Annotated in this window: 13 protein-coding genes; 4 read left to right on the top strand and 9 right to left on the bottom strand. The window is 68.8% G+C overall.

Annotated features, from left to right (window positions below; genetic code table 11):
• The first annotated feature begins 189 nt into the window (after positions 1 to 189).
• A complete protein-coding gene (locus tag STVA_RS18505; protein WP_123693342.1) occupies positions 190 to 1,740 on the top strand; it encodes an amidohydrolase family protein in 1,551 nt (516 codons plus the stop codon).
• Between the two features lie 25 nt (positions 1,741 to 1,765).
• Positions 1,766 to 2,980, top strand: a complete 1,215-nt coding sequence (locus tag STVA_RS18500) for an MFS transporter (protein WP_123693344.1) — start codon at positions 1,766 to 1,768, stop codon at positions 2,978 to 2,980.
• On the opposite strand, the gene STVA_RS18495 is transcribed toward STVA_RS18500, so the two are convergent.
• A complete protein-coding gene (locus STVA_RS18495; RefSeq protein ID WP_123693346.1) occupies positions 2,968 to 5,388 on the bottom strand; it encodes a calcium-binding protein in 2,421 nt (806 codons plus the stop codon). The two genes, STVA_RS18500 and STVA_RS18495, sit on opposite strands and share 13 nt — an antisense overlap.
• 156 nt (positions 5,389 to 5,544) lie before the next feature.
• Here STVA_RS18495 and STVA_RS18490 point away from each other — a divergent pair, with 156 nt between their 5' ends.
• Positions 5,545 to 6,537 (top strand): NAD-dependent epimerase/dehydratase family protein, encoded by a 993-nt coding sequence (locus STVA_RS18490; RefSeq protein WP_245978494.1) that lies wholly within the window; start codon positions 5,545 to 5,547, stop codon positions 6,535 to 6,537.
• Here STVA_RS18490 and STVA_RS18485 read toward each other — a convergent pair.
• From STVA_RS18485 to STVA_RS18455, 7 genes are all read right to left on the bottom strand, one after another.
• A complete protein-coding gene (locus tag STVA_RS18485; protein WP_142235817.1) occupies positions 6,512 to 7,357 on the bottom strand; it encodes a DMT family transporter in 846 nt (281 codons plus the stop codon). The genes STVA_RS18490 and STVA_RS18485 overlap by 26 nt on opposite strands.
• Positions 7,358 to 7,689: 332 nt before the next feature.
• Complete coding sequence (locus tag STVA_RS18480) at positions 7,690 to 8,622, bottom strand: hypothetical protein (protein ID WP_142235816.1); 933 nt, start codon at positions 8,620 to 8,622, stop codon at positions 7,690 to 7,692.
• Between the two features lie 97 nt (positions 8,623 to 8,719).
• Positions 8,720 to 8,902, bottom strand: a complete 183-nt coding sequence (locus STVA_RS18475) for a hypothetical protein (protein ID WP_123693351.1) — start codon at positions 8,900 to 8,902, stop codon at positions 8,720 to 8,722.
• Between the two features lie 265 nt (positions 8,903 to 9,167).
• A complete protein-coding gene (locus STVA_RS18470; RefSeq protein WP_123693353.1) occupies positions 9,168 to 9,590 on the bottom strand; it encodes a hypothetical protein in 423 nt (140 codons plus the stop codon).
• Positions 9,591 to 9,682: 92 nt separating this feature from the next.
• Complete coding sequence (locus tag STVA_RS18465; RefSeq protein ID WP_123693355.1) at positions 9,683 to 10,744, bottom strand: NAD(P)/FAD-dependent oxidoreductase; 1,062 nt, start codon at positions 10,742 to 10,744, stop codon at positions 9,683 to 9,685.
• 89 nt (positions 10,745 to 10,833) lie between these two features.
• Entirely contained in the window at positions 10,834 to 14,061 is a 3,228-nt protein-coding gene (locus tag STVA_RS18460) for an efflux RND transporter permease subunit (protein ID WP_123693357.1), read from the bottom strand.
• Between the two features lie 38 nt (positions 14,062 to 14,099).
• Positions 14,100 to 15,293, bottom strand: a complete 1,194-nt coding sequence (locus STVA_RS18455; RefSeq protein WP_123693359.1) for an efflux RND transporter periplasmic adaptor subunit — start codon at positions 15,291 to 15,293, stop codon at positions 14,100 to 14,102.
• A 402-nt stretch (positions 15,294 to 15,695) separates the two neighbouring features.
• Between STVA_RS18455 and soxR the strand changes: the two genes are divergently transcribed.
• On the top strand, positions 15,696 to 16,136 hold the full coding sequence (gene soxR, locus STVA_RS18450; RefSeq protein WP_123693361.1) for a redox-sensitive transcriptional activator SoxR: 441 nt from the start codon (positions 15,696 to 15,698) through the stop codon (positions 16,134 to 16,136).
• A gap of 59 nt (positions 16,137 to 16,195) precedes the next feature.
• Here soxR and STVA_RS18445 read toward each other — a convergent pair whose 3' ends face one another.
• Positions 16,196 to 16,960 carry an SH3 domain-containing protein gene (locus STVA_RS18445; protein WP_170216632.1) on the bottom strand — a complete coding sequence of 255 codons (765 nt, stop codon included), beginning with the start codon at positions 16,958 to 16,960 and terminating at the stop codon, positions 16,196 to 16,198.
• Positions 16,961 to 17,035: the final 75 nt, after the last annotated feature.

Below are 17,035 nucleotides of genomic sequence, written 5' to 3'. Positions count from 1 at the left end.
GGCAGTATAGACCGACCGGGCGAACCGGCCAGCCGAACTCGATCCCGTCATGGCCCGGCGCCTGCATGGCCGGCCACCATCGGTCCGGATTCGCGCCGTCGGTTTGCGCTGTAACCGCGCGGCGCTTTCCGTAAACTCCGGCTTCCGATCGCGCCGCCCGCGGCGTCGGCCCTGCCTTCCGGAGTCCCCATGCCCACCACCTGGATCAAGAACATCGACTGGCTCGTCGCCTGGGATCGCGCCAACCCCGAGACGCCGTCGGAGCGGCGCTGGGGCGGGCGGCACTCCTATATCCGCGACGCCGACCTGGTGTTCGCCGATGGCGAGATCCTGTTCGCCGGGCGGGGCTATGCCGGGGCGGCCGACACGGTGATCGACGGGCGCGGGCGCTTCGTCATCCCGGGCCTGGTGAACATCCACACCCACCCCTGTTCCGAGCCGATGATGAAGGGCCTGTCCGAGGAGCGGAAGAGCCGCCAGCTCCAGATGAGCTCGCTCTACGAGTACATCTTCCTGCTCGGCCGGCCGACCAAGGACATCCCGGCCGATGCCGAGGACCAGGCCGAGGTCGAGCAGTTCGGCCGCGGCGACTTCCCGGCCTATTCGGCCTCGGCCCAGGTGGCGATCTCGGAGCTGCTGACCAGCGGCGTCACCACCTTCGTCGACTATTCCGCCCCGCGGCCGAACTGGCTAGACGAGGTGGCCGCGACCGGCATCCGCACCTGCGTGGCGCCGTCGTTCCGCTCGGGCGCCTGGTACACGCCCAACGGCCACGAGGTGCTCTATCGCTGGGACGTCAAGGGCGGTCGCAAGGCATTCGACCGCGCGCTGGAGACGATCGAGCAGGCCCGCCGCCACCCGTCCGGCCGCCTGATGGGGATGCTGGCGCCGGCCCAGGTCGACACCTGCACGGCCGACCTCTTCGTCGATGCCTCGGCCGTGGCGCGGGAAAAGGGCATCCCGATCCAGACCCATGCCGCCCAGAGCGTCGTCGAGTATCGCGAGATGTTCCGCCGCCACGGCAAGACGCCGATCGAATGGCTGGAATCGCTCGGGGTGCTGGGGCCGGAATTCATCATCGGCCACGGCATCTTCCTGGACGAGCATCCCTGGATCATGAACCCCGACCATCGCGACCTGAACCGGCTGGCCGACAGCGGCACCAGCGTCGCCCACTGCCCCAACCAGTTCGCCCGCGGCGGCATGGTGATGCATCACTTCGGCAAGTATGTGCAGCGCGGCGTCAACATGGGGATCGGCACCGACACCTTCCCGCACAACATGATCGACGAGATGCGCTGGGCCCTGACGGTGGCCAAGATCGCCAGCGGCGACATCGGCTCGACCAGCATCTCGGACGTCTTCCATGCCGCCACCGTGGGTGGGGCGGCTGCCTTGATGCGCGACGACATCGGCCGGCTGGAGAAGGGCTGCAAGGCCGACTTCGTGTCGATCGACCTGGAGCACCCGCACATGGTACCCGCCCGCGACCCGCTGAAGAGCCTGGTGGTGACAGCGCTGGAGCGGCCGATCCGCGAGGTCTGGGTCGGCGGCGAGACGGTGGTGCGCGACGGCCGGGCGTTGAAGATCGACATGAAGCGCAGCCTGGACGGCCTGACCGAGGGCCAGCGCCGCGGCATGCTGGGAATTTCCGAGCGCGATTGGGCCAAGCGGTCGCCGGACGAGGCCTTCCCGATGGCGCTCGGCACCGTCGGCTCGAACCAGCCGCCGGCGCGTTGAGGCAGGAGGGGGCATAGCAGCCGGCATGAGCACGTCTTCCGCCGGCAAGCCCGGCATCGGCCTCTTGTCGCTCGCGGTGGGGGCCATGCTGGTGCAGCAGGGCCTCTCCTACCTCTCCACCCTGGTCTTTCCCGTGGCGATGCCGGCGCTGTCGCAGGCACTCGGCATCGGCACGGCCTATGCCGGGCTCTATACCGGCCTGTGCTTTGCCGTATCCAGCATGGGGCAGTTGAGCTGCGGCGGGCTGATCGTGCGGCTGGGTGCGTTGCGGGTCAGCCAGTTGTCGCTGCTGCTGCTGGGCACGGGCCTCTTCCTGGCTGCCGCCGGCGAGATCTGGCTGTTCGCCCTGTCGGCGCTGGTGCTGGGCTTCGGCAACTCGGTCTCGACGCCGGCCAGCTCGCACCTGCTGTCGCGCTATTCGCCGCCGAAATACGCGCCGCTCATATTCTCGATCAAGCAGACGGGCGTGCCGGTGGGGGCCATGACGGCGGGCGTCGCCGTGCCGCTGCTGGTCGTGACCTATGGCTGGCAGAGCGCCTTCATCGTCTTCGGCTGCATCTGCTGGGTCTTCGGCCTGGCGATCCAGCCGCTGCGGCGGGAATTCGACAGCGACCGCCAGCCGCGCCACCAGCTCTCGTTCGCCGCCATCGGCGCCACCATCCGCACCGTCTGGGGCGACGAGGGGCTGCGCGGCTACGCCTATGCCATGTTCTGCTTCGTCGGATTGCAGGCGATCTTCGGCTCGTTCTTCGTCAGCTATCTCAGCGACGGCATGGGCTATTCGCTGACCGCGGCCGGCGGCATCTTCGCGCTGGCCCAGGCGATCGCCATCGTCGCCCGCATCGCCTGGGGCTGGATCGGCAGCCGCTGGATCGACCCCAGGCTGGTGCTGGGCGGCCTGGGCCTTGCCATGGCGGTCGCATCCCTCGCGGTGGCCGCGATCGGCTTCGGCGCCTCCTACTGGACGATCCTCGCCATCGGCGTCGCCTATAGCGCGACCGCCGTCGGGTGGCACGGCCTGTTGCTGGCCGAGGTGGCGCGGCGCGCCCCGCCGGGGCGGATCGGCGCCATCACCGGCGGCGTCGTCGCCTTCGGCGGTGCCGGGATGATGACCTATCCCTTGCTCCATGCCGGCCTGCTGCAACTGACCGGCGCCTATGGCTGGGGCTTCGCGCTGGCGGCATTCCCGGCGGCGATCGTCGGGCTGCGGCTGATCCGGGGCGGCCGTCAGACCAGATAGACCAGGATCGCCCCGTCGGCACCCAGCATCGTGTGGGTCAGGAAGTCTCCGCCCAGGTCCTCGAACCGGATCTCGCCGCCGCCGACCTTGCTCAGGGACAGCACGCCGTCGGTCACGGCGATGCTGTCGAGCAGCTTGGCGTACTTCGAGGCGAGTCCGGTCACTGCCAGCAAGTCGCCCGACCAGCCGGTCTCGAAGCCGGCAATAGTGTCGTGGGACAGGTGGAAGGCGGTCCCGTACACGGTGTCGCCGTCGCCATCACCGCCGAGGTCGATCCAGTCGCCATCCGCGTCGCCGAACACCCGGTCCTTGCCGTCGCCGGGGGTCAGTCGGTCGCCGCCGTCGCCGCCGCGCAGGGTATCGGCGCCGGCCGCTCCGTCGAGAATGTCTGCCCCCGCGCCGCCCTCGAGCCGGTCGGTGCCGTCGCCACCGAGCAGCCAATCGTTGCCGGCTTCGCCGTAGAGGGTGTCGTCGCCCGCACCGCCCAAGGCCGTATCGTTTCCGTTGCCGCCGTGCAGCGCGTCGCGGTCGCCGCCGCCGTCGAGCCGGTCACTGCCGTTGCCGCCCTTCAGCGTGTCGTTGCCGCCGAAGCCAAAGAGAGTGTCGTTGCCGTTCTTGCCGTCGATGTTGGAACTGCCGGCGCCGCCGCCGACAAGATCGTCGCCGTTGCCGGGGGCGGCCGAGGGGTTGAGGACGAACACTTCCAGCGCGGCCGAGGCCTCGCTCTCATTGCCGAAGCGGTCCGTCGCGACGGCGGTGAAGGCGTGGAATCCGAAGGTGAGCGTATCCGCGCCACCGTCATACGACCATTCGCCGTCGGCGTCCGCCGTGACCGTGTCGACGGCGGTGCCGTCGCGCCGGACCTCGACCTCGCTTCCCGCTTCGGCGGTACCGGTCAGGGTCAGGGTACGGTCGCGGGTGACGCCATCGCCCGCTTCGTCGGTGTCGTCGGCGAACCCGGCGATGAAGGGCGCCGCCGGCGCGCCGGCGCCGACCAGCGCGCCGTCCGGCGTAAACTCCGCCAGGTAGAAGTCCTCGCGGTTCCCGGCGTCGACCACCGCCAGCCCCGGCCCGGCGTCGAAGTCCGCGCTATCGACCAGGCGGCCGGTCATCAGGATCCGCCCGGTGGCGTCGATCGCGATGCTCGGATCGCGCTCGTCGTTCTCGGAACTGTCCGGCGTCGTGACCCAGAGCAGCGAGCCGGCCGCGTCGTACTTCGCGAGGAAATAGTCGGTATCGGTGGCCACCCGCTGGTCGACCCCGGCGGCCGCGTCGAAATCCATCGTGCCGTAGAACTGGCCGGCGATGACGATGTCACCGTTCTCATCGACGGCGAGTGCGGTCCCGGTACCAGTGGCCGACGATGCCAGGTCGAAGCTACGGACCCAGACGAAGTTGCCCGCGGTGTCGTACTTGGCAACGAACGGCTGGTTGTCGACGGCAACGAGTTCGGCCGACCCCGCACCCGGATCAAAGTCGATCGTGCCCCGGAAAGTCCCCGTTACATAGGCGTTCCCGGTGGCATCGACCGCTGCGGCCTCGAAGCCGCCGTAGCCCGCTGCCGCCGGATCGAACGACGTGACCCACAGGAAATCGCCGTCGCTGCCGTACTTTGCCAGGAACGGCCAGAGCTCGTCCGTGGTGGCGGTGAGGATCGAAGTGCCCGGCCCGGGGTCGAAGTCGACCGTTTCCTCGAAATGTCCCGCGATGAAGACATTTCCCGTGGCGTCGAGCGCGATCGCGTTGGCGGCCTCGGATTCCGTGGATGCGCCAGGCCCCGTTACCCACAGCAGTTCGCCCGCGGCATCGTAGCGGGCGAGGAAGAAGTCGTAGTCGCCCAGTTCGTCGCCCGGCGTCAGCAGCGCCGTGCCCAGGCCGGGATCGAAATCGACCGCCCCGGAGAAGCCGAACCGGCCGCTGAGATACACGCCCCCGGCGGCGTCTGCTGCCAGCGCGGTTGGAAACACCACGCCCGGCGCGGCGCTGCCATCGTTCGACACGGCCCACAGAAGGCTGCCATCCGTGCCGTACTTGAGCAGGAAGACGCCCTTTTCGCTCAGCTCCAGGGAGGCCGTCGCCCCGCTCTCGTCGAAGTCGGCCGAACCGGAGAACTCGCCGGTGACGAAGACCTCCCCGGCGTCGTTGATCGCAATCGCATCGCCGTACCCGGACTCGGTCGAGGTCTCGGACGTCGCGAGCCAGGTCAGCTCGCCGTTGACGTCGTAGCGGGCGACGAAGAAGTCCTGCCCGACCCCCATGGAGACCAGTTCCACGGTGCCGGGGCCGCCGTCGAAGTCCGCCGTCCCATTGAAGTATCCGACGAGGTAGGTGTTGCCGGCGGCATCGACAGCAATGCCATCGGAACGAGTTTCGTCTTCGCTCCGGCCCGCAATCACCTCAAATGCCAATCGTGCTCCCCTACGATTCGCTGATCGACGATGATGGCTTTTACGTCTGTTGGTGAAAAGGTGGATCAGGCGGTGCTACGGGCTATCGCCCTGCGCCCCGATCGTGGAATGCTGGCGTGCCGATCGCGCGGGCAGAAAGAGCAGGCTCCATTGACCATGCTGGTGACCGGTGCCGCGGGCTTCGTCGCGGCGGCCCTGGTGGAGGAGGCGGCCGGCCGTGGCGAGGCGGTGGTCGCCGTCGACCGTGCCGAGCCCCTGCCGTCGCTGGCGGCCGCCTGGGCCGCGCTGCCGGGCGACGTGTGCTTCGAACTGGCCGATGTTCGCGACCCTGACGGCGTCGCCCGGGTGCTCGAACGACATCGGCCTTCGGTGGTGGTGCACGGTGCCGCGGTGACGTCCGGCCCGGCGCGTGAGGCGGCAGACCCAACCGGCATTCTCGACGTCAACATTATGGGTGTCGCCCGTGTGCTGCAGGCAGCGCATGCCGCCGGCGTGCGGCGGGTCGTCCATCTCAGTTCGGCCTCCGCCTATGGGGCGGCTGCCTTCGACGGCGACGCGCTGGACGAGGAGGCGACGCCGTCGCGGCCGGAAAGCCTCTATTCCGTGACCAAGTTCGCGGGCGAGCGCACGGCCTTGCGGCTGGGTGATCTGTGGGGAATGGACGTGCGGGTGGCGCGCCTGACGGCGGTGTTCGGCCGGTGGGAGCGCGACACCGGCGTGCGCGACACGCTGAGCCCGCAGTTCCAGGCGACCGCCCTGGCGCTGCGCGGCGAGGAGGCGGTGCTCGATCGGCCGGGCCAGCGCGACTGGGTCTATGTCCGCGACGTGGCCGAGGCCCTGCTGGCCTTGCGCGACGCCGAGGCGGCGCCGTCGGTGGTCAATGTCGGCCGCGGCCGCGAGTGGGCGGTCGCCTGCTGGTGCGGCCTGCTGGCGGAGCGGTTTCCCCGCTTTCGCTGGCGGCTGGCCGAGCGCGGCGAGACGCCGACCGTCGACCTGCACGGCGCCCGCGACCGCCGGCCGCTGGCGGTCGATCGCCTGGCCGCACTCGGCTACCGCTCAGACTGGGGGCTGGAGCGCAGCTTCCAGGACTACATGGGGTGGGTCGATGCCCACCCCGGGATGGTCAACCCGCCGACTTCGGCCAGATGACGATGGTAATGGCGCCCAGCACCAGCGTCAGCGCGGCGAACTCGGTGAAGCCCAGCGGCTCGCCCAGCAGGATGGCGCTGGCGATGACGCCGACCGCCGGGATCGCCAGCGTGCTGATGGAAGCGATGCTGGCCGGCAGCCGGTCGAGGATCCGGTACCAGGTGTAGTGGCACCAGACCATGGCGACGGTCGAGGCATAGATGAGGCCGATCCAGCCCATCGCCGTCACCTGGGCCGGGTCGGGCAGGGGGGCCAGCAGGAGCGCCAGGATCACCAGGGGCGGCGTGCCGATCAGCATCTGCCAGGTGGTCAACTGTGCCGGCGAATAGCCCCAGCGGCGGCCTTTGATCAGCATGGTGCCGAAGGCCCAGGCAAAGGCCGAGCCCAGCATCAGCAGCGGCCCGCGCAGGTCGCCGCCGATCCGCCCGATCTCGGGCCAGATCAGCACCGCCAGGCCCGCCGCACCCAGGAAGAGGGCGACGATCTTCCGCCAGGTCAGCTTCTCCCCCAGCATCGGCGCCGCCAGGACCGTGGAGATGACGGGCATCAGGTAGGCGATGATGCCGGCCCGGCCGGCGGCCATGTAGGCCAGGCCGAAGCCCGTCAGCACGTGCCAGAGGGTGACGTTGATGGCCGAGGCCAGGATCAGCGGCCCGACCAGCGCCCGCGGCGGCAGCCGCATGCGCTCGCCCGTCGCCCGCACCAGGATCAGCATCCCGATCACGGCGATCAGCAGGCAGATGGCCCGGAACATCCAGGGGCCGAGGTCGATCACGGCCGGCTTCATCATCGGCCAGTTGACCCCCCACAGCACCGACATCGTGACCAGGAGCCCCAGCGTCGGGCCGTCGATCAGGTTGCGGGCAGGGGCTGGAGCGACCGGGGTCGCGCTGGCGGGGCGGGGGCCGCGACGGGCCGGCTGGCGTCGGTCATTGGACCATGATTGTCCGGGCTGGCGGCTGGCGATGCAACCGCCGTGGGCACATGCCCAGGATGCGGGCAGTGCATGGCCGCCGGGTCGAGAATTTCGGTACCAGGCCGGCAACCGACCCGACCGGGTCGTTGATGCTGTAGCCGGGGCGGCTTCTCGGCCGTGTTCCTGGTGCAGTCGTTGGTCGCGATAGGGTGTCAGACGGTGCGGTTGGATGATGGCTAAGGCGATTCGTCATCGGGGAGATCGATAACGGAATGCACAGCGGTAACGCGATATGCTATTGGCCGGCCGGCTCGTAACTGTATATTTACGTCCACAACAAAGCCAAGTTTGTATATGTTCCGGTCTGCTTCACGGATTTCATGCTTGATCCTTTGCTCGGCTAACTCAGAGGCATAAATCAAAGGGAGGTCTCGGCGATCAATGTCTTCGATTGTAACTCGCTCGCCGCTGCGGATACCTAACCCGGCGTCGCCACGATCTGACCGCTTGAAAACCATTAACTGACGCTCTCGGTCGGAGCTGGAAGTTCGGTCCAAATCTAAACGCTGCTTTTCGATCGTAGCAGCGGCCTCGCGCGCTTCTTTTGTAGTGAACGAAAAATCGGCTCTTGTTCTCCAAACGCCTTTTTCAAATGTTGTGGTGCTAATGGTAGCGTGGCCATTCGCGTCGTTGGCTACTGCCTGAACAACATTAAGGTAGTCTTTTAAGTCGTTCTTTGTCGCATTCGGTTCAGTCTTACCAAGGATGAAATCTTTTATCTGCTTCCCAAAAAACTGTGCAAACATCGCTATGATGATTGCTTCGTCCATAAATTCTATAAGCGAGGCCGGGATAAATGGGAAAATTTCTGTAATTATTGACCCTTTCCGGATTTCCTTTATGAAAATTTTCGACTCGCCGGCAAGGTCTGGCCTGGAAGACTTAATAAAGCGGTCGTACTGATCGCCGATAGCTGCAAACAGACCGACGAAATCCCCGATCTCAATGGGGTCCGCCAAGTTCAACTCAATAGTGATGTAGCCTTGCCCGCATTTCATCAACCCAGAGTACGACGCCTCCAAGAACCTGTCTCTATCGATCCAAGCTGACGAGGCCATCGCCGGTTGTGCGCCGGTTACGCTATCCTCCCGGTGGGAGGATGCAGCCATGGAACCCCGATATCCGGCGCTCATTGAGGCCGGCCATACCGCCGCGTTCGTCGAGGAGGACGGCCTCACTGCGTCCGTCCACTTCTTCGACCCGCGATCAAGCGAGCCTCTTGCGATCGTCCATCTGCCTCGTCGGCAACTGGAGATGCTTCGAGACCATATAGACGAAGCGCTGCGCGCTGCCCGCCGCTAGCTGTTCCGGAGTGAGGCGGGGGACGGGGTTGGCACGGAATCGCTCTAGCAGCCATTCCGGCACGATGCGACGCTTGGCGTCACTCATGGCCGCCGCCCTTCTGGGCGCCGGTTGCGCTAACCCCTTGCCCCCGGCCGTTGGTGCGTTTGCGCCATAAGGGCGGAACCTACCACCAGGGCCGTCCCTCGACGTTCCGGCGGAGTCGCCCCCCTCGGGGGGCGTGGATCGAAACATCACCTCCGCGCCGCCGGCCTCCGAGCCCGCCGGTCCCCCCCTGCGCCGGGCTGGGACCGAATCCCCAACCTCGCGTCGGGCACCGCCGGCGCCGTGTTCGGATCGGCCCCGCGCTATGTCAGTCGTCGACGGTGAACTGGGCCTCACATTCCGTGTTGCCGTTCATCCTGGCGAATGTCGTGCACTTCACCGCCGGGTTGCCGGTCCAGGACTGGACGACGCACTCGGAGATCGTGTGCTTGCTTTCGGCCTGGAGCCGCACATACATCTCGCAGAGAAAACCGCCGTCCGTTCTTGCAATACTGAGGCGGTAAACACGCTCGCCGCTCTCGAACAGGGCCTTGGAAAAGTACGACCGGTGCTCGTCCGAGCTGTTGGCCAACAGCGTCCGACTGATCTCGCCATTCATGTCGATGGTGACGTCGAACGGGGCTCTGTTGAAGAACCGTGCCCATGTCGGCACCTGGGCCTCGGCAGCGGACAAGGGGAGGAGAGCGGCCGCAGCCCCTGCGACGATCGAAAACAGGCTCTGTCGCATCATCGGCTGCACCTTGGAAAGTTGGGTCGCTGCTGAGTGCCGGAGCCTGGCACCCGCGGCAGCACCCGCCTATGGCGGGTCGTCGATGCCTACCGCTACGCGAAGCGATCGGGGCCGAATGGCCCCAGCAGCGGGTCGCGGCGGCCGGTCAGGATTTCTTCGCCGGCCAGGCGGCCGATTGCGGGTGCCAACGTGATGCCGGAATGGAGGACGGCCAGGTAGAGCCCGTCCACACCGGCCGGCCGGCCCACGATCGGCAGCCCGTCGCGCGGGATCGGCCGGCGGCCGAGCCGGCACCAGTCGATCTGCAAGGCCTCGCCGCCGTGCAGCATCCCCCGCAGGCAGGCGAAGGTGCGGGCGCCGGCGTCGGCGACGTTGCCGCCGTCGAACCCGGCCCCTGCCATCAGCCGCCCGTCGCGGGCCTGGCGGATGTGGAGTTCCGGCGCCAGCACGAAGCCGCGCAGGATGGGCGGGTGCGGCCGGGTCGCGAGCAGCAGGGCCGGCGGGTCGTCGACCGGCAGCGCGATGCCGGCCGTGCCGGCGAGCGCCGCCGTGCCGGCGCCGGCCGCTATCACCACCATGTCGGCCGACAGTGGCCCGGCGTCGGTCGCGACACCCACCACCCGACCGGCGCGGCGCTCGATGGCGCGGGCCGGGCGGTCGGCAATCAATGTGGCGCCGTGGGCGCGGGCCGCGGAGATCAGAGCCAAGGCGGCGTCCAGCGGCTCGACCGCGCCTTCGCCCGCGGCGTGGACGGCCGCTTCCGGCGGGGCGGCCAGGGCCGGCTCGATGCGCGCGGCCTCGGCCCGGTCGACCGTCCGCACGGCGTAGGCGCGGGCGGTGTGATCGGCGGCGAAGGCTGCCATGCGGTCGGCCGGCATGTCCCACAGCAGGCCGCCGGTCCAGGCCACGCGCAGGGCCGGCACCATCGCTTCCAGCCGGCGCCAGTCGGCCATGGCCTGGAAGCGCAGCCGGAAATAGTCGTCCCGGTGGCCCCAGCTCGCATTGATCCAGGCGAGCGAGCCGGCGGTGGCGATGCCGCCCGGCGCGCCGGCTTCCAGGATGGTGACGCGGGCACCGCCGCGGCAGAGGTGCCAGGCAATGGCCGCACCCACGATGCCGGCGCCGACGACGAGGACGTGGGGATGGTCGGCCATGGCGAGCAGTGATCGGCGGCCGGTGGCCGCCTGTCAACCGGCGGTCGATGCCACCGATGCCGGGCCATGCGCCCGGCATCGGTGGCCCGTCACATCGGCGTCTGGGCCGGGGCGGGGCCGGGCAGGGCGCCGTGGCCATGGCCGGCCGGGGCCGCCTGGGCGGTCGGCAGGTCGTGGCGCCGCAGCGGCCGGTTGCCGGTCAGGCCGCGCAGCAGGACATAGAAGACCGGCGTCAGGAACAGGCCGAAGAAGGTGACGCCGATCATGCCGGCGAACACCGCGACACCCATGGCCTGGCGCATCTCGGCCCCGGCACCGGTCGAGGTGACGAGCGGCACCACGCCCATGATGAAGGCGAGCGACGTCATCAGGATGGGGCGCAGGCGCAGGCGGCTGGCCTCGACCGCGGCCTCGCGCGGCGTCCGGCCGGCGAACTCCAGCTCGCGGGCGAACTCCACGATCAGGATGGCGTTCTTGGCCGACAGCCCGACCAGCACGATGAGGCCGATCTGGGTGAAGATGTTGTTGTCGCCATTCTCCAGCCAGACGCCGGTCATCGCCGCCAGCAGCCCCATCGGCACGATCAGGATGATCGAGATCGGCAGGCTCAGGCTCTCGTACTGGGCCGCCAGCACCAGGAACACCAGCAGCAGCGCCAGTGGAAAGACCCAGATGCTGGAATTGCCGGCGATGATCTCCTGGTAGGTCAGGTCGGTCCATTCGAAGCCGATGCCCTTGGGCAGGGTCTCGGCGGCGATGCGGACGATGGCGGCCTGGGCCTCGCCGGTCGAGAAGCCGGGCGCGGGGCCGGCATTGATGTCGGCGGTGAGGAAGCCGTTATAGCGCATGGCCCGGTCGGCGCCGGCCGTCTCGCGCACCCGCACCATCGCCGACAGCGGCACCATCTCGCCGCTGGACGAGCGCACCTTCAGCCGGCCGATGTCGTCGGCCCGCGCCCGGAACGGGGCGTCGGCCTGGACGCGGACGGAGTAGGTGCGGCCGAACAGGTTAAAGTCGTTCACATAGACCGAGCCCAGATAGACCTGCATCGTCTCGAACAGGTCGGTCAGCGGCACGCCGAGCTGGCGGGCCTTGGTGCGGTCGATGTCGATGTCGAGCTGCGGCACGTTGAGCTGGAAGCTGGAGAAGAGGCCGGCAATCTCCGGCGCCTTGGCGGCGGCGGCAACGAAGGCCTTGGTCGCCTGGTCGAGCGCCTCGTAGCCGAGGCCGGCGCGGTCCTCGATCTGCAGCTTGAAGCCGCCGATCGTGCCCAGCCCCTGCACGGGGGGCGGTGGGAACATGGCGATGAAGGCGTCCTCGATGCCGGCGAACTTCTGGTTGAGCTGGCCGGCGATCGCCATGCCGCTCAGGTCCGGCGTCGGCCGGTCCTTGAAGTCCTTCAGGGTGACGAAGACGACGCCGGCGTTGGAGCTGTTGGTGAAGCCGTTGATCGACAGGCCCGGGAAGGCGACGGCGCCCTCGACGCCCGGCTGGGCCATGGTGATCTCGCTCATCCGGCTGATGACCTGCTCGGTGCGGTCGAGCGTGGCGGCGTTCGGTAGCTGGGCGAAGCCCACCAGGTACTGCTTGTCCTGGGCCGGCACGAAGCCGCCCGGCACCTCGCGGAAGACCAGCACGGTCAGGCCGACCAGGCCCAGATACACGGCCATCATCACCACCCGGCCGCGGATGACGCCGCGTACGCCGGTGCCATAGGCCCGCGTGCCCCGCCCGAACGCCCGGTTGAAGCCGCGGAAGAACCAGCCGAACAGGCCGTCCAGGATCCGCGTCGGCAGGTCCTTGGGCTGGTCGTGGCCGCGCAGCAGCAGGGCGGCCAGGGCCGGCGACAGGGTCAGCGAGTTGATGGCCGAGATGACGGTCGAGATGGCGATGGTGAGCGCGAACTGCTTGTAGAACTGCCCCGTCAGGCCGGTGATGAAGGCCAGCGGCACGAAGACCGCGCACAGCACCAACGCGATGGCGATGATCGGGCCCGACACCTCGTGCATGGCGCGGTATGCCGCGTCGCGCGGGCTGAGGCCGTTCTCGATGTTGCGCTCGACATTCTCGACCACGACGATCGCGTCGTCGACGACGATGCCGATCGCCAGCACCAGGCCGAACAGGGTGAGCGCGTTGATCGAGAACCCGAAGAGCTGCATCACCGCGAAGGTGCCGATGATCGAGACCGGCACGGCCAGCAAGGGAATGATCGAGGCCCGCCAAGTCTGCAGGAACAGGATGACGACCAGCACCACCAGCAGGATCGCTTCCAGCAGGGTGTAGATGACGGCGTCGATCGAGGCGCGGACGAACTTCGTGGTGTCGTAGACGATCGAATAGTCGACGCCCTCGGGCATGTTCTCACGGATCTCGGTCATCACCCGGCGCACGTCGTCGGCGATGCGGATGGCGTTGGAGCCCGGCGCCTGGAAGATCGGGATGGCGGCCGCCGACTTGTTGTTGAGGAGCGAGCGCAGGGCATAGTCGGCCGCACCCAGGTCGATGCGGGCGATGTCGCGCAGGCGCACGATCTGGCCGTCGGTGCCGGTCTTGACGACGATCTCGCCGAATTCCTCGGGGCTGCGCAGGCGGCCCTGGGCGTTGATCGAAAGCTGGACGTCGAGCCCCGCCATGCCGGGCGAGGCGCCGACCACGCCGGCCGCCGCCTGGACGTTCTGGGCGCGGATTTCCTGCACCACGTCGCCGGCCGACAGGCCGTACTCGGCCACCTTCTGCGGGTCGAGCCAGACGCGCATGGAATAGTCGCCGGCGCCGAAGAGCTGCACGTCGCCCACGCCCTGGATGCGGGCCAGCCGGTCCTTGACGTTGATCAGCCCATAGTTGCGCAGGTAGGTGGTGTCGTAGCGCCCGTTGGGCGACACCAGATGGACCACCATCATCAGGTCGGGCGAGGACTTGATGGTGGTGACGCCCAGCGTGCGCACCTCCTGCGGCAGGCGGGCCTCGGCCTGGGACACGCGGTTCTGGACGAGCTGCTGGGCCTTGTCGGCATCCGTGCCGAGCGCGAAGGTCACGGTCAGCGTCATCAGGCCATCGGTCGTCGCCTGGCTGCTCATGTAGAGCATGCCCTCGACGCCGTTGATCGCCTCCTCGATCGGGGTCGCCACCGTCTCGGCGATGACCTTGGGGTTGGCGCCCGGATATTGCGCGCGCACGATCACCGACGGCGGCACGACCTCGGGATATTCCGAGATCGGCATGCCGTTCAGCGCGATGAGACCGCCCAGGAAGATCAGCAGCGAAAGGACGCCGGCGAAGATCGGGCGGTCGATGAAGAAGTTCGAGATGTTCATGGTATCGGCCCCCGGGACGGTGCGATGGCGACCGCAGCTCAGCGCTGCGGGGCCGCCATCTCGACCATCTGCGGCTGGATGGCGGCCCCCGGGCGGACCCGGTGCAGCCCGTTGACGATGATGCGCTCGCCGGCCTGCAGGCCCTTGGTCACCTGGCGCAGCCCGTCGACCTGGGCGCCCAGCGTCACCTCGCGATAGGCGGCCTTGTCGTCGGCGCCCAGCACCATGACGAACTTCTTGCCCTGGTCGGTGCCGACCGCGCGCTCGCTGATCAGGATCGCCTGGTGGCTGGCGGCCTCGCCCATGCGCAGGCGGGCGAACTGGCCCGGCATCAGCCGGCCGGTCGGGTTGTCGAAGATCGCGCGCATGCGCACCGTGCCGGTCCGGGGATCGACCTGGTTGTCGATGAGCTGAAGCTGGCCGCGGATCGGCCGGCCCTCGTTGGCGGCCGTCTCCATCTCGACCGGGATGCGCTCCAGGCCGAGCGTGGCGTCCGCCCCCTCGGGCAGGCCGGCCAGCGCCTTGGCGACAACGTCCTCATCGGCGCTGAAGGCGGCATAGATCGGATCGACCGAGACGATGGTCGTCAGCACGGCGGCGTCGGCGCCGGCGGCGACCAGGTTGCCGATCGTCACCTCCAGCTTGCCGGTCCGGCCGGAGACGGGGGCACGGATCTGGGTGTAGCCCAGGTTGAGCTGGGCCGCCTGCAACCCGGCCTCGGCCGTGCGCAGGTTGGCCTCGGCCTCGCGATAGGCGCTGACGCGCTGGTCGAGGTTGGACTGGGAGATGGCGGCCATGCCCGAATCGATCATCTGGCGGCCGCGGTCCTGCTCGCGCCGGGTCAGCGCCAGGCGCGACTGGGCGGCCAGGATCTGCGCCTTCAGGCGCTGGATCTCGGTCTCGTAGGGCGCAGGGTCGATGGTGAAGAGCAGGTCGCCCTTCTTCACCAGGGCGCCCTCACGGAAATGCACCGCCTGGACCGAGCCGGTCACCCGCGGCCGGATGTCGACCCGCTCGATCGCTTCCAGCCGACCCGAGAACTCATTCCACAGCACGATTTCGCGGGCCACCACCGCGGCGACCGACGCCGGCATGGCGGGCGGCGCGGCCGGTGCGGCCGCGGCCGGCGGGGTCTCGTCCTTCAGGGCCGAGAGAACGGCGCCGCTGCCGGCGCCGACTGCGAGGAGGACGCCCGACACGAGCAGCAGGCTGCGGGGGGAAGGGTAGCGCATGGTCGATCTCCGGTTCCGCTTCGATGTCGGGTCGTCTGGTACGGGCATGGGGCCGTGCTCTCAGGGCGAGCGCGCGGGGCCACGCTTGTGGGTCGGGTACTCGGGTCAGATGGTTTCGTCGATTACCTGCAATCTCCGGCCCAGAAAGCGGGTCGGGATGCGCCGGTAGCGCCGTGGCAGCCGGCTGCCGGGAAACCCGCCGGCCGATGCGCCACCGACAGATACGCTTCCGGTCGGAAGATTACATCGGGTTAACCTGCTTCTCGCGAAGGCGTGATCGGCCGTGAATGTAACAGCGGGAACGGGCAGCGATTCCCGCGCCGTTGCCGGCCGGCGACGCGGGTGATACGACCTCGACCTAACTTGAGGTCAAGGCGAAATGTCGCCATGCGGGAGGGGACGATGCCACCGAATCCGGAGCTATCGGTGGGCGAGGTCGCGGCCCGCAGCGGCGTGTCCGTCTCTGCCCTGCATTTCTACGAGACCAAGGGCCTGATCCGCAGTCGGCGCAGCGCCGGCAACCAGCGGCGCTACCCGCGCGAGGTGCTGCGCCGCGTCGCCGTCATCAAGGTGGCGCAGGCGCTGGGCCTGCCGCTGGCCACGATCGGCCAGGCGCTGGCCGAGCTACCCGACGGCCGCGCGCCGACCGCGGCCGACTGGCAGCGCCTGTCGGCGGGCTGGAAGGCGGACCTCGATTCGCGGATCGAGCGGATGACGCGGCTGCGCGACAACCTGGCCGGGTGCATCGGCTGCGGCTGCCTGTCGACCAAGGTCTGCCCCTTGTGGAACCCGGAAGACCGGATGGGCGGCGAGGGCACCGGCGCCCGGGTACTCGAACGCTGAAAGGGCGCCCGCGGCTTTCGCCGGGGCGCCCTTCCTGCCGTAGTCGTTTCTAGGCCTGACTACTCGCCGGCCATCGGACCGCGCGACTTCCAGTCGGCCGCCGGCGGCCTGGGGTGGCCGCTGCCGGGGCCGCGCGAGGGGCGGCCCTGGTCCTGCCGGTGGTCCGGCCGGCGATCGAAGCGCGGCTGCTCCTGGCGGCGCTCGACCTGGCGGCGGAACTCCTGCCGGTTGTCCGGCCGGTCGGGACGGAAAGCCGGGCGCTCCTGGCGGTACTCGCGCCGGCGATCGTTGTCGAACCGCCGACGATCGTCGATGCGCCGGTCGGGGCGATAGTCCGGCCGGTAGTCGGGACGGTGGTAGACGGCGCGCGGCGGCGGGCGATAGGCCGGCGGCGGGCGGTAGCCCGGGCGCGGGGCCGAGACGTAGCGGCGGTCCCAGCGGTCGCGGTCGCGATAGAACGAGCGGCCGCGATAGTGATTGTCCCAGTAGCTACCCAGCGCGAAGGCCATGATCGGCAGCGCGATCTGCGGCCCGATCTCGACCACCGGGCGGCGGACGTTCTGATACTCGTAGCTGATCAGGCTGCCGGCGACGAAGCCGCGCGCCTCGTTGAAGCCGACGTCGCACCAGACATAGCCCTCGATGCAGCCGAAGACCTGCACCGGCGCGCCCGCGGGAACGACGAGGACCGGCGGATACTCGGTGCCGGGGCCGGAGCGCATGTTGACGTTGGTCGTGACCCAGCCCTGCGACTGGGCCGCTGCCGGCACTGCCGGCAGTACAGCTATCAGGGCTAGCCCGACGGCCGCCAATACTCGCTTCATCGCCGTCTCCTCCAGATCGGATTGGTCCTTGCTCATGGGGACAACGGGCAAGGACCCCAGTCTATTCGGATAAAC

Origin of the sequence: Stella humosa (assembly GCF_006738645.1) — a bacterium.
Lineage (GTDB): Bacteria > Pseudomonadota > Alphaproteobacteria > ATCC43930 > Allostellaceae > Allostella > Allostella humosa.
The sequence above is the reverse complement of the archived record's forward strand: the minus strand, read 5'-3'. Positions and strand labels throughout refer to the sequence as shown.

What these genes read in the sequence shown, in the direction of transcription:
- STVA_RS18465 (WP_123693355.1), bottom strand. Translation starts at nt 10,744, where the DNA reads ATGGCCGACCATCCCCACGTCCTCGTCGTCGGCGCCGGCATCGTGGGT.
- soxR (WP_123693361.1), top strand. Translation starts at nt 15,696, where the DNA reads ATGCCACCGAATCCGGAGCTATCGGTGGGCGAGGTCGCGGCCCGCAGC.
- STVA_RS18470 (WP_123693353.1), bottom strand. Translation starts at nt 9,590, where the DNA reads ATGATGCGACAGAGCCTGTTTTCGATCGTCGCAGGGGCTGCGGCCGCT.
- STVA_RS18505 (WP_123693342.1), top strand. Translation starts at nt 190, where the DNA reads ATGCCCACCACCTGGATCAAGAACATCGACTGGCTCGTCGCCTGGGAT.
- STVA_RS18475 (WP_123693351.1), bottom strand. Translation starts at nt 8,902, where the DNA reads ATGAGTGACGCCAAGCGTCGCATCGTGCCGGAATGGCTGCTAGAGCGA.
- STVA_RS18460 (WP_123693357.1), bottom strand. Translation starts at nt 14,061, where the DNA reads ATGAACATCTCGAACTTCTTCATCGACCGCCCGATCTTCGCCGGCGTC.
- STVA_RS18500 (WP_123693344.1), top strand. Translation starts at nt 1,766, where the DNA reads ATGAGCACGTCTTCCGCCGGCAAGCCCGGCATCGGCCTCTTGTCGCTC.
- STVA_RS18480 (WP_142235816.1), bottom strand. Translation starts at nt 8,622, where the DNA reads ATGGCTGCATCCTCCCACCGGGAGGATAGCGTAACCGGCGCACAACCG.
- STVA_RS18455 (WP_123693359.1), bottom strand. Translation starts at nt 15,293, where the DNA reads ATGCGCTACCCTTCCCCCCGCAGCCTGCTGCTCGTGTCGGGCGTCCTC.
- STVA_RS18490 (WP_245978494.1), top strand. Translation starts at nt 5,545, where the DNA reads ATGCTGGTGACCGGTGCCGCGGGCTTCGTCGCGGCGGCCCTGGTGGAG.
- STVA_RS18485 (WP_142235817.1), bottom strand. Translation starts at nt 7,357, where the DNA reads ATGTCGGTGCTGTGGGGGGTCAACTGGCCGATGATGAAGCCGGCCGTG.
- STVA_RS18445 (WP_170216632.1), bottom strand. Translation starts at nt 16,960, where the DNA reads ATGAAGCGAGTATTGGCGGCCGTCGGGCTAGCCCTGATAGCTGTACTG.